We start from the raw sequence: 12,330 nt of genomic DNA, 5'->3' as shown, positions 1-12,330 counted from the left end.
GTTGGGGTACAATGGCGCCACCCTGATGTCGAGGAGGAACGGCCATGTCCCGAAACCCTGCGATGCTGTCCCGTCGTCCGATCCGATTCCCCGCCGGGGGCCTCCTGGGGCTTCTGCTTTGGGGGATCTGTCTGGTGGGTCCCGGCCCGGCGGCGGCGTTGCCGGGCCGGCTGGTGTTCCAGCGCCCCGGGGACGACCGGATCTGGCTGTCGGACCTGTCCGCCCGAAAGCCCCTGTCGGTGGCCCGGGGGGCGGATCCGGAGATCTCCCCCGAGGGAACCCGGGTGGCCTTCACCCGCTCGGATTCCCGGGGAGGGCGGACCGTGGCGGTGCTGGATCTGGAGAACCGTTCCCTGCGGGTGCTCCCCCTCCCTGGGGACAACAGCTACGGTCCCCGGTGGTCCCCCGACGGGAAGCTCCTGGTCTTCAACCACTGGGACCGGAAAGCGTCGAACTGGACCCTGGGGGTGGCGGCTCCGGACGGCACGGGGCTGCATCTCTTCCCTTCTCTGCCCGGAGGGGTCTACTCCCCCGCCTGGGATCCCCGGGGAGAGAGCCTCTACGCCCAGGACCTACGGACCCTCTACCGGTTCGATCTCTCCGGGACGCTGACGGAGCGGCGTCCCCTCAAAGAGGTGTTGGGGAGCCTGTCGCCGGACAGCGCCCTGCGGCTCTGTCCCCTCCCCGACGGAGCCTGGCTCTTCGACGGGGCCCGACTCGACGCTTCCCACCCGGTAGCTCGGGCGGTGTCGGAACCCGCCTCGGAGGTGGGGCTCCTCCTTCCAGGGGGAGAGCGGCGTCGTCTCTCCCCCTCTTCCCTCTCCGCGTCTCATCCTTCTCCTCTGGCGGACGGCGGGGTGGTGTTTGACGGTTTCGGTGTCCGGGACGTGACGGGAAAGGGAGAGGGACTGCGGATTCGGTTCCGGCTCTACCGGATGGATCCTCAGGGGAAGGTGACCCCCCTGGGGCTGGAGGGAATGCACCCCTCCTGTTCCGTGAGGTAGCTCCACCCTGTCGCGTTTGAGTTGACGATCCAAGGTCCCGCAGAGGATGGAAGAACGGGGAGATTCCTTCCCCGCAACGGGTGAGGGCCAGGCAAGGAGGGAGACCATGGAGGAGGACAGGACACGGGCGGCGACGGGATTATCTCGAAGCGGCCAGGAGGTCCCTGTCCCGGGGGGCGGGGTTCCCTCCGCCCATGCCCTCTCCGGCGAGGAGGTTCTCCGCCTCCTGGGTTCGGACCCGGAGCGGGGGCTTTCGGAGGAGGAGGCGGAAAGAAGACGGGAGCGCTTCGGTCCCAACGTCCTGTCCCGGGAGGCCTCGGTCCCCTGGTGGCGGGTGCTCCTGCGCCAGTTTCGGGGGGGCATGGTCTTCCTCCTGGCGGGGGCGGCGGGGATCAGTATCGCCATGGGGGACCTCCTGGACGCGGGGGCCATCGGAGCGGTGGTGCTGGTCAACGGGCTCATCGGCTTCGCCACGGAGTACCGGGCGGAGCGTTCCCTTCAGGCCCTGAAGAAGATGACCTCCCCCACCGCCCGGGTGGTGCGGGAGGGGGTCGCCAAGGTGGTGGACGCGGCGGACCTGGTGCCCGGGGACCTGCTGGTCCTGGAGGCGGGGGACATCCCCGGGGCGGACGCCCGGATCCTCCAGGCCTCCCGCCTTGCCGCCGGGGAGGCGTCCCTCACGGGGGAGTCCGTGCCGGTGGAAAAACACGCCGATCCCCTCCCGGAGGAGACGGATCTGGGGGATCGGCGGAACTGTCTCTTCGCCGGGACGTCCCTGGTCCGGGGCACCGCCCGGGCCCTGGTCTTCGCCACCGGGGCGGCCACGGAGATGGGGCGCATCGGGGGGCTCCTGACCCGCCTCGACAAGGGGCGCACCCCCTTGGAGGAGCGGCTGGAGCGCTTCTCACGCTTCCTGGTCTGGCTGGTGCTGGGGGTGGGCGGGGCGGTGGTGGTCCTGGGCTCCCTGCAGGGCCGCCCCCTGCTGGAGATGCTGGAGACGGGCATCGCCCTGGCGGTGGCGGCGGTGCCGGAGGGGCTGCCCTTCGTGGCCACCATGACCCTGGCCGTGGGGGTCCGGCAGATGGCCCGCCGCCGCGCCCTGGTGCGGAACCTGGCGGCGGTGGAGACCCTGGGGAGCACTACCGTGGTGTGCTCCGACAAGACCGGCACCATCACGGAGAACCGCATGACCCTCCGGGTCCTCCTGCCCGCCGTGCCGGGGGAGGAGGGGGAGCTTTGGCGGGTGGCGGCCCTGTGCAACAACGGGGCACTGGGGCGGGACGGGGACATCGGAGACCCCATGGAGACGGCCCTCCTCCGGGCCGCCCGGGACGCGGGGGTCGACCCGGAGGGGCTCCGGGCGGCGGAACCCCGTCTGGACGAGGAGCCCTTCGATTCCTCCACCATGAGGATGGTCACGTTTCACGCCGCGGGGGTGGCGATCAAGGGAGCCCCGGAGAGGCTCCTGGAGGAGCTTCGGTACGTCCGGACCCCGGAGGGACGAAGCCCCCTGGACGAGCCCGCCCGGGAGGGGTGGCGAAAGCGGGTGGCGGCGCTGGCGGCACAGGGGATGAGGACCCTGGCCTTCGCCTCCGGGGAGGACCGGGAAGGGGCCGCCCTGCTGGGGGTGGCGGGTATCCTGGACCCGCCCCGTCCGGAGGTCCGGGGGGCGGTGGCGGCCTGCGGGGAGGCGGGGATTCGGGTGATCCTGGTGACGGGGGACCACCTGCTCACCGCCCGGGCGGTGGCGGAGGAGACGGGGATCCTGCGGGAGGGGCTCCGGGGGATCACGGGCAGGGAGTTCGGGGCCCTGCCGGAGGACCGGGTGGCGGAGGCGGCGAAGGACCTGGCGGTGCTGGCCCGGGTGGCCCCGGAACACAAGGTCCGGCTGGTCCAGGCCCTGCGGGAGGCGGGAGAGGTGGTGGCCATGACCGGGGACGGGGTGAACGACGCCCCCGCCCTCAAGGCCGCCGACGTGGGGGTGGCCATGGGGATCACGGGCACGGAGGTGAGCAAGGAGGCGGGGGACGTGGTCCTGAAGGACGACCGCTTCGCCACCATCGTGGACGCGGTGGAGGAGGGGCGGCGGATCTTCGACAACATCCGCAAGGCCATCCTCTTCCTCCTCTGCTGCAACCTCTCGGAGGTGTTCACGGTGTTCCTGGGGCTGGCGGCGAACCTGCCCACCCTCCTGACCCCTTTGCAGATCCTCTGGGTGAACCTGGCCACCGACGTGGTCCCCGCCCTGACCCTGGCCCTGGACCCCGCGGAGCCCGGGGTGATGCGTCGTCCCCCCCGGGCCCGGGAGGAGGACCTGCTGCCCCGTCCCCTGCGGTGGCGGATCCTCGTCCAGGGCCTCCTGCTGACCCTGGGGGTCCTGGGGGCCTACGGCGCCTGCCTGGTCCTCCGCCCGGGGGACTACCGGGGGGCCAGCGAGGTGGCCTTCTTCACCCTGGTGACGGCGCAGCTCTGCTTCGTCCTGAACCTGCGCCGGGAGTCCTTCCTCCGGGACCCGAGGCAGCTGATCTCCAACCCCCTTCTGCTGGGAGGGATCGTCGCCACCCTGCTGGTCCAGGTGGCGGCGGCCCACGTCCCCCTCCTCCAGGAGGTGCTGGACATCGCCCCCCTCTCCGCTCCCCAGTGGGGCTGCGTGGCCGCAGGGGCCCTGCTGCCCACGGCGCTGTGTCAGGTCCGCAAACTCCTGTCCCGGGACCGTACCTCTCCCATCTGAAGGGGGCGCCGGGAGGCCGTTCCGGAAGGGGGGTTTCGTGCTACGATTTCGCGACGGTGCCGCGTTGGCTCGATCCCCCGAGGCGCCGGTCCTGCCGCTTCCCATCCGTCCCGGAGGAGGTTCGTCCCATCCGATGAAAGTCTACGAAGCGGAACTCTCCGTTCCCCAGGAACCCTCCAGCATCGCCGCGGTCCAGGGGTTTGTCCTGGCCCTCTGCGAGAGCCTTCGGATTCCCGGCCGGACCCGGCAGGATCTGGAACTGGCCCTGGAAGAGGGGCTGACGGCCCTGATGGAGCAGGGAGGTGCCGCCGACCGGGAGGAGCCCCTGAAGGTCACCGTGGGCGTGGATTCCTCGGCGGTGCGCTTCCGCCTCCTGGCCCCGGGGCGCCCCTTCGACTTCCGCAAGCTCCCCCAGTTCAGCCCGGAGGACTGCGAGACCTCCCAGGCGGGGCTGGGGCTCTTCCTCATGCGACACAGCGTGGACTCCCTCAGCTGGCGCTACCTGGAGAAACAGGGGCGGGAGCTGACCCTGTTCAAGGCCTTCCCCTCCCCCCTCCTGGGGGAGGAGGTCCGCCCCCCCCTCCCCGCGGAGGGGGTGCCGGTGGCGGGACGGATGGAATACCGTCTGCTCCGGGACGAGGCGGACGCCCTGGCGGTGGCGGTGTGCGCCTACGACGTGTACCGCTACGCCTACAAGGACGTGATCTACTACCCCGAACAGCTTCTGGAGAAGAACCGGGGGGGGCTCATGCGCTCCTGGATCGCCGTGGACGAGGGGGGCACGGTGCACGGCCACTATGCCCTGATCCGCAAGAGGATCGACGCGTCGGTGGGGGAGATGGGGGCGGCCTTCGTGCGCCCGGAGCGGCGCCGGGAGGGGGTCTTCGGGCAGCTCGCCGAGGAGGCCCACCGGGACGCTTTCCGCAGCGGCCTCCGGGGGATCTTCTCCCTCTCCGTGACGAACCACACCGCCACCCAGAAGGTGAGCGAGCGCTACGGGAGGCGCACCGTGGGGATCCGCCTGGCCTCTTCCCCGGGGGTCTTCGTGGAGGGAGCCCGCCCGGGGGACCGGGTGACCACGGTGCTGAACGTGCACCCCCTGAACCCCCGGCCCCGTCGGGTGGTGTACCCCCCGGAACGGTACCGGGACCTGATCCTTCGGACCTACGGGTGGCTGGACCTGCCGGTGGAGCTGGGGAACCCGGCGGACCCGACGGAGCGGGAGGACGGCTCCCTGGACCGGGACCTGGTGTGGAACCGGGCGACCCTGGAGCTTCGGGGGGGCGGGGCGGCCTGCGCCCGCCTGGAGGCCTACACGGAGCTGCTTCGGGAGCAGGAGGTGGCCTGCATCCTCCTCTCCCTGAACCTGGAGGACCCGGGGGCGATCCCCCTGGCGGAGACGGCGGCCCGGCTGGGGTTCGTCTACTCCGGGGTCTTTCCAGACGGCACCTCCGACGGGAAGGACGCCCTCCAGCTCCAGCGGATCGGCGGCCCGCCCCTGGACCCGGAGGAAATCCACCTCCATCAGGAAAGCGCCGGGGAGATCCTGGCGTTCCTGCGCCGCCAGAGCCCGGAGGTCTTCCTCCCGGGGGGGCGCCCGTGAGCCTCCGCCTGGTCCTGGTGGTCTTCGCCACGGGGCTCACGTCCTTCCTGTCCACCTACCTGTCCTCGTCGGTGAACCTGGCCCTCAAGACCATCGGCACGGAACTGGCGGTCTCCCCGTCGTCCCTGAGCCTCCTCACGTCGGTGTACCTGCTCTGCTCCAGCGTCTGCATCGTCCCCTTCGGGAAGGTGTCGGACACCTACGGTCCCAAGCGGACCCTGGTGTTCGGCTGCGGTTTCTTCATCCTCTCCAACCTGCTGGTGCCCCTCCTGGCCCAGGGGTTCCGGTCCCTCCTGCTGCTGCGGGGGATCCAGGGGGTGGCCTCGGCCTTTCTGGTGGTGTCCAACACCCCCATCATCGTGGGGGTGGTGCCCCCGAAGCACCGCACCACCGCCCTGGGGGTGCTCTCGGGGCTGGTGTACTTCGGCAACTCCGTGGGGAGCTTCGTGGGGGGAGCCCTCACGGAGGTCTTCGGCTGGCGCAGCATCTTCTGGAGCGCCGCCGGGGGCGCTGGGGTGGCCCTGGTGCTGCTGCAGCTGCTGGTCCCCGCCACCCGGCCCGGGGGAGGGAACCGGGGCCCCCTGGACGTCCCGGGGATCCTCTTCTACGCCCTGGCCCTGGTGTCCCTCCAGACCGGGGCGAGCCGCCTCACCTCCCCCTGGGGGCCCTGGCTCCTGGGGGGATGCGCCCTGGCCTTCGCCCTCTTCCTTCGGCGGCAGACCCGGGCGGAGAACCCGGTGTTCGACCTGCGCCTCTTCCTGACCAACCGGGTCTTCGCCCTGGCCAACGGGGCGGTGTTTCTGAATTTCCTGGCCACCTACGGGTCCCAGTACCTGCTGCCCCTGTACCTCCAGTGCAACCGAGGCATGAGCCCCCTGGAGGCGGGAAAGATCACCCTGTACCAGCCCCTGATGCAGGTGTTCTTCTCCCCCCTGGCGGGGTGGCTGGCCTCCCGGGTGCCTCCCGCGTGGGTGGCCACCGGGGGCATGGGGCTCATCGCCGCGGCGCTGGTGCTCTTCTCCCGCCTCACCGAACAGACCCCCCTCTCCCTGCTGGTGACGGGGCTGGTGCTGGTGGGGGTGGGGATTTCCTTCTTCTCCGCCCCCAACACCAGCATCATCATGCAGGCGGCCCCCCCGGAGCGCCGGGGGATGGCGGCGGCGTCCAACTCCCTCATGCGCAACCTGGGGATGCAGTGCAGCATCATCCTCTGCGGCGTCGCCTTCCTCCTGGCCCTGGGGCAGGTGAAGGGCATCCCCCCGGAGCGGTACGGGGACATGCTGGGGGCCACGAGGCGGTGCTTCGCCTTCTTCGCCGGGGTCTGCTGTCTGGGGATGGTCCTGTCCCTGGCCCGGACCCGAAGGGGGCCGGAGGGCGGTGGGACGGGGGAGGAAGCCTGAGGCGGATTGATCCGGAGGAGGTGCGTCATGGAGACATGGAAGGAAACGCGCGGTCGGACGGCGACCTGGGGGTGCCTGGATGAACGCGTCCTGACCCCGAAGGTCCTGGGGATCTACGAGAACCCCCTTCCCCTGACCGTGGAGGCGGTGCGGGTGCGCAGCCGGAAGATGGACCTGAGGATCCCCTTCGAGACCTCCTTCGGCCGGTTCGACTCCCTGGTGCGCCTCTACCCGGAGATCACCTTCCGGACGGAGGACGGCCGACGGGTGACGGGGGTGGGGGAGTGCTCCCCCCTCTCCGCCCCCTGGTACGATTACGAATGCCACCGGAGCGTGGCCACCGCCCTGGGCTACCTGGTGGCCTCCCTCACGGGCAAGCCGGTGGAGGAGGCGGACGGCGTCGCCTCGGGGAAGGAACCGCCGGTGACGGACGTGCTCTCCTTCACCTCCCGGTACCGCTGGATCGTGGGGCACCCCATGGCCAAGGCGGGGATGGAGGGAGCCTACTGGGACGGGGTCGCCCGGCTCCGGGGGGTCTCCGTGTCCTCCCTGTGGGGGGGCACGAGGAAGGCCGTCCTGACGGGAACCTCCGTGGGCCTGGAGCCCACCGTGGAGGCCCTGATGGACAAGGTGGACCGGGCGGTCCGGGAGATGGAGGTGGTCCGGGTGAAGGTGAAGGTCAAGCCCGGGCGGGACCTGGCCTACCTGGATGCCATCCGGAACCGCTACCCCGACCTGCCCCTCCAGGTGGACGCCAACGCGGCCTACGACCTCTTCGACCCGGCCCATCTGGCCCTGCTGAAGGACTTCGACCGGTTCGGCCTCCTGATGATCGAGCAGCCCGGTCGGAACGACGACATCCTGGACCACGCCCGACAGCTGGCCCACCTCTCCACCCCCATCTGCCTGGACGAGAGCATCCTCCACGCCGTCCACGCCCGGCAGGCCATCCAGCTCTGGAAGGAGCACTCCCACCCTTCCCGGCTGGTGGTGAACATCAAGCCTCCCCGGGTGGGGGGCTACCTGGAGGCCATCCGCATCGCCCGCCTCTGCTGCGACAACGGGGTCTCGGTGTGGTGCGGGGGGATGCACGAGTCCGCCCTGGGCAAGACCGCCAACGTGCACTTCAGCTCCCGGGACGAGGTGGACCTGCCGGGGGACCACGTGTCCCAGGCCCCCTACTTCGTGCGCAACGTGGGAAGCTCCCCGGAGTACCGCCGGGGCCGCCTGACCGTCCCCTCGGGGGCGGGCTGGGGCATCGAAGACCTGGACCTGGGGGATTAGGGATGGATACGGAGGCGCGGATCCGAGAGATCCCCCCGGGGGAGGCCCCCTGGGACCTGCTGCTCCTGGCCGACCCGTGCCGAGAGACGGTGGAGGCCTACCTGCCCCGGTCGCGGTGCTTCGCCCTCTGCTCCGGGGTGCGGATCCTGGGGGTCTGCGCGGTCCTGTCCCGGGGGGGAGGGGTCCACGAGCTGATGAACCTGGCGGTGGAGCCCTCGTCGCAGGGCACGGGCCTGGGGACGAGGCTGCTGCGCCACGTGACGGAGACCCTGGGCCGGGAGGGGGCCCGACGCCTGGAGCTGGGCACCGGGAGCTTCGGCTACCAGCTTCGGTTCTACCAGCGCTGCGGGTTTCGGGTTCGGGAGGTGGATCGGGACTACTTCCCGAGGAACTACCCCGAGACGATCATGGAAGAGGGGGTTTGGCTTCGGGACCGGCTCCTGCTGGATCTGGAGTACCCCGTGGAAGGGGACGCGCCCCGGGACGCCTCCGGGGAAAAGACCGTCGAGGAGAGCCCCGACGGGAGAAAGGACGGAGAGAGGACCATGGCCAAGACCCCCATCGAGACCTACCGCATCGCCGCAGACCGGGTGCCCGCGTACCGCCGCTTCCTGGAGGAACGGTGCGGCGCCGTGCCGGAGGTGCGGGACCTGGAGGACTTTCGGAAGCTGCCCTTCATGGACAAACCGGGGTACGTGGCGGCCTACCCCCTGGAGGACCGGTGCCTGGACGGAACCCTGAAGGGCAAGCACCTGATCGCCCACAGCTCCGGTTCCTCGGGGCGCCACACCCCCTGGCCCATGCTGCCGGAGCTGGAGAAGGGCTACTGGCAGCGCACCTACGACGAGCTGGAGCGGAACTACCGGATCCGTTCCCGCTCCACCCTGGTGATCCTGGGGGTCCTCATGGGGGGCAACCTCAGCGGGGCGCTGTTCGCCTACGCCCTCCGGGCGGTGGGCATCGAGACGGGGGAGATCACCCTGGTGACCCCCGGGCGGGACGAGGAGGGGTGTCTGGAGGCGCTGCGGGAGTACGCCCCCCTGTTCGAGCAGACGGTGCTCTTCTCCTACGGGGCCACCGCCAAGAACGTGCTGGAAACCGCCGAGGCCCGGGGGATCCCGGTGAAGGACCTGCACGTGAAGCTCCGTCTCCTCGGGGAGGGGTACTCGGAGGCCTTCCGGGACCGGATCAACGAGCTTCTGGGGTACCCCTACGGGACCCTGGACTCGGTGGTGTCGGGCTACGGGGCCACGGACTTCCGTAACGTGGGGAAGGAAACCCCCCTCTGCGTGGCGATCCGCCGGATCCTCCACGAGCAGGGACTGCTGGGGGAGCTGCTGGGGCTGGACGCCATGCCCACCCTCTGCCAGATCACCCCGGGGGACCTGTTCCTGGAGGAGGTGGAGGGGGAGCTGGTGATGACCCGGTACAACGCGGTGCCCCTGGTGCGGTACCGCTCCGGGGACGGGGGGCGGCTGTTGGGCTTCGACGAGCTGGTGGAACCCCTGCGGGCCCGGGGACACGACCCCCTGCGCCTCCTGGCGGAGCGGGGCCACGACCCCGCCCTGTCCACCCGGGATCCCTTCGTGCTGGTGACGGGGCGGCTGGACGGGCTGGCCTTCTGCGGCACCAAGATCCTCATCTCCCAGGTCAAGGAGGTGCTGGAGGGGACCCCCTACCTGGCGGCCCGGTTCTCCGGGGAGTTCCAGATGAAGCGGAGCACCGACGAGAACCAGGACCCCCACCTGGACCTGGCCCTGGTGCCCCGACCCGACGCGCCGGACCTGGATCCCGCAGAGGCCTCCCGGGCCTTCGCGGAGGCCCTGGCGGCGGGCCGGGGGGGCATCTACGCCCAGGTCCTGGCGGACCGGCCCCATCTGGCCCTTCCCCGGGTGCGGTTCGTCCGGCGGGAGGAGATCATGACCCCCCAGAGCTTCAAGATCCGCTACATCGGGTAGACCATGAGACCCATCAAACGGTTTCTGCTCTGCTGCCTCGCCCTGGCCTGCCTGTCCCTGGGGGGCCTTCCCGCCCGGGGACAGGAGACGGCCGGCGCCACCGGGGAGGTGTCCCTCCCGGACCTCCACCGGCTGGACCAGGAGATCGCCGCGGCACGTCGGGACGAGACCTCCCAGAACGCCGCCCGCCTGGGGGTGCCCCTGGAGGACCTGCGGGAGTACAGCGACAACCTGGCGGTGCTCCGCAACCTGGTCCTGCGGATCCAGGCGGAGCGTCGCTGGCTCGGGGAGCTGGAGACCCGGAGGAAGGTCCTCTCGGCGGATCAGGGGCCGGCGTTTCCGGAGGGGGCTCCTCCCTACCCCCTTTCCCTCCTGGACGGGATCCGGGACCGCATGGAGAACGCCCAGCGGCGTCTGGACAAGGACCGGTTCCTCAAACGGTCCTACGCCGCAGACCGGGAGTCCGACCTGGACGAACTCAAGAACGCCCAGGCGGAGCAGCGGGTGCTGCGGGAAAGGCTGGACCAGGCGGGGCTTTCCCGCCGGGAGAGGCTGCGGGTCGCCTGGAAGCTGGAGGCCGCCCTCCTGGACGAGCGCCTGTGCCGGGCCGCCCTGGCGAGCCTGGAGCTTCGCATGAAGGGAATAGAGGCGGAGCAGCTTCTCCTGACCGCGGGACGGGACCGGGATGCACAGCTCCTGAGCGCCCTGCTCCCCAAGGTGGGCTACAGCGCCCAGGACCTCGAGGCCCAACGGCACCTGGTGGAGGAGAAGCTGAACCTCTTCGCCCGCTGGGCGCGGCAAAACGAGGAGCACCAGGCGGACCTGACGGGACTCCTGGCCCGCCGGGGAGGGGCTCGGGGGGGAAAGGAGGACCCGGAGGGGGAGGCCCTGGACCTGCTGCTCTCCCTGTACCAGCGTCTGGAGGATCAGGCGCGGCAGGCGGAGCAGGTTCTCCTTCAGACCCGCCAGGTCTGGGAACGGCGCTACAGCCTCCTGAAGGGGGGAGACGAGGCCCCGGAGGTGTCCATGCTCCACCGCTGGAAGGAGGAGAACGACCTCTGGATCGCCTTCCTCCGGGAGACCGTGACGGAGCGGCAACAGGTCCTGGCGAGTTTCCAGACCCAGGTGGAATCCCTGGTCCGAAGCCTTCCCGCCGAAAAAGGGGAGGGAGAAGGGGGCGTCCGGTCGGAGCTGCTCCGGGGCATCGCGGAGACCCGGGAACAGACCCTGGAGACCATCGCCCGGTTCCTGGCCCTTCAAGCCCTCTCGGGGCGTTTCTCCGACGAGATCGCCTCTCGGGAGACCAAGGTGGGGTGGTGGCGGAACGCCCAGGCGGCGGTCTCCCAGGCGGCGGGGGTGGCCTGGGAGCGGGAGCTGTGGGTGGTGGAGGGGCGTTCCGTCACCCTGGGCAAGGTGGTGCAGGCCCTGGGGATCCTCCTGGCCGGGGTCTTCCTGGCCAACCTTCTCTCCCGGATCGTCCGGGCCCGGATCCACGCCAACGAGAAGCGGGACATCCACCTGGCCCTGCTGCTCCAGCGGCTGGTGTACTACCTCTTCGTGGCGGGGCTGGTGCTCTTCGCCCTGCACGTGGTGCACATCCCCCTCACCGCCTTCGCCTTCCTGGGAGGCGCCGTGGCCATCGGGATCGGCGTGGGAGCCCAGGACTTCTTTCGAAACCTCATCAGCGGCCTCATCCTTATGGTGGAGAAGCCCGTGCGCATCCGGGACATCATCGAGATCGACGGGGAGTATGCCGTGGTGAAGGAGATCGACTCCCGCACCGCCCACGTGCGCACCTTCGACGGGGTGGACCTCTTCCTCCCCAACAGCGCTTTTCTGGGGGACAAGATCCGCAACCGTACCTACGCTCACCGGACCGTGAAGGTCAAGGTGGACGTCACCGTGGCCTACGGTTCCGACCCCGGGACGGTGCGCCGCCTGATGCTGGAGGCGGCGGAGGCCCACCCCCGCGTCCTGGCGGATCCGGAACCCTACGTGCGCTTCGCGGAGTTTCAAAACAGCGCCCTCCTCTTCCGACTCACCGTCTTCCTGTCCCAGGAGGAGCTGGTCCGGTCGGGGCGCATCCTGGAGGATGCCCGAAGCGACCTGCGCTTCGCCCTGGCGGAGAGCCTCCCCGCCGCGGGGATCGACATTGTCCCCGGCGGGCTCATGGACGTCCGTTTCCCCGCGGGGGACCCCTTCCCGAAGGGGAACGACGGGGCCCCGAGGTGAGCCACCCTTCCCGAGGGGCCCCCGCGAAGCCCTGGGGTCGCCCGGGAAGACGTTGTAGAATCGGGTTGTCCCGGCCCCGGGGTCCGTCTCCCTTCCCGAGGCCTTTCCCGAACCTCCC

General features: G+C 70.6%; 7 protein-coding genes. All 7 read left to right on the top strand.

The features are described from left to right. The first annotated feature begins 44 nt into the window (after positions 1-44). The 7 genes from APAU_RS11635 (at position 45) to APAU_RS12740 (ending at position 12,212) form a co-directional block, all read left to right on the top strand. The gene (locus tag APAU_RS11635; protein ID WP_006301953.1) at positions 45-1,004 is read left to right on the top strand and encodes a TolB family protein; all 960 of its coding nucleotides are present in this window, start codon (positions 45-47) and stop codon (positions 1,002-1,004) included. A gap of 106 nt (positions 1,005-1,110) precedes the next feature. After that, positions 1,111-3,735 (top strand): cation-translocating P-type ATPase, encoded by a 2,625-nt coding sequence (locus tag APAU_RS11630; protein ID WP_006301952.1) that lies wholly within the window; start codon positions 1,111-1,113, stop codon positions 3,733-3,735. 133 nt (positions 3,736-3,868) lie between these two features. Continuing rightward, entirely contained in the window at positions 3,869-5,338 is a 1,470-nt protein-coding gene (locus APAU_RS11625; protein WP_006301951.1) for an ATP-binding protein, read from the top strand. Then, positions 5,335-6,738 (top strand): MFS transporter, encoded by a 1,404-nt coding sequence (locus tag APAU_RS13600; protein ID WP_006301950.1) that lies wholly within the window; start codon positions 5,335-5,337, stop codon positions 6,736-6,738. The genes APAU_RS11625 and APAU_RS13600 overlap by 4 nt, the downstream gene beginning before the upstream one ends. Positions 6,739-6,765: 27 nt before the next feature. Beyond that, positions 6,766-8,022: an o-succinylbenzoate synthase gene (gene menC / locus APAU_RS12745; protein WP_006301949.1), complete on the top strand. Its 1,257-nt coding sequence runs from the start codon at positions 6,766-6,768 to the stop codon at positions 8,020-8,022. A 2-nt stretch (positions 8,023-8,024) separates the two neighbouring features. After that, complete coding sequence (locus APAU_RS14790; protein ID WP_006301948.1) at positions 8,025-9,980, top strand: GNAT family N-acetyltransferase; 1,956 nt, start codon at positions 8,025-8,027, stop codon at positions 9,978-9,980. A 3-nt stretch (positions 9,981-9,983) separates the two neighbouring features. After that, positions 9,984-12,212 carry a mechanosensitive ion channel domain-containing protein gene (locus tag APAU_RS12740; RefSeq protein ID WP_006301947.1) on the top strand — a complete coding sequence of 743 codons (2,229 nt, stop codon included), beginning with the start codon at positions 9,984-9,986 and terminating at the stop codon, positions 12,210-12,212. Positions 12,213-12,330: the final 118 nt, after the last annotated feature.

The sequence above is a fragment of the Aminomonas paucivorans DSM 12260 genome, from assembly GCF_000165795.1.
Taxonomy (GTDB): Bacteria; Synergistota; Synergistia; order Synergistales; family Synergistaceae; genus Aminomonas; species Aminomonas paucivorans.
The sequence above is the reverse complement of the archived record's forward strand: the minus strand, read 5'-3'. Positions and strand labels throughout refer to the sequence as shown.

What these genes read in the sequence shown, in the direction of transcription:
- APAU_RS12740 (WP_006301947.1), top strand. Translation starts at nt 9,984, where the DNA reads ATGAGACCCATCAAACGGTTTCTGCTCTGCTGCCTCGCCCTGGCCTGC.
- APAU_RS11625 (WP_006301951.1), top strand. Translation starts at nt 3,869, where the DNA reads ATGAAAGTCTACGAAGCGGAACTCTCCGTTCCCCAGGAACCCTCCAGC.
- APAU_RS11635 (WP_006301953.1), top strand. Translation starts at nt 45, where the DNA reads ATGTCCCGAAACCCTGCGATGCTGTCCCGTCGTCCGATCCGATTCCCC.
- APAU_RS11630 (WP_006301952.1), top strand. Translation starts at nt 1,111, where the DNA reads ATGGAGGAGGACAGGACACGGGCGGCGACGGGATTATCTCGAAGCGGC.
- APAU_RS14790 (WP_006301948.1), top strand. Translation starts at nt 8,025, where the DNA reads ATGGATACGGAGGCGCGGATCCGAGAGATCCCCCCGGGGGAGGCCCCC.
- menC (WP_006301949.1), top strand. Translation starts at nt 6,766, where the DNA reads ATGGAGACATGGAAGGAAACGCGCGGTCGGACGGCGACCTGGGGGTGC.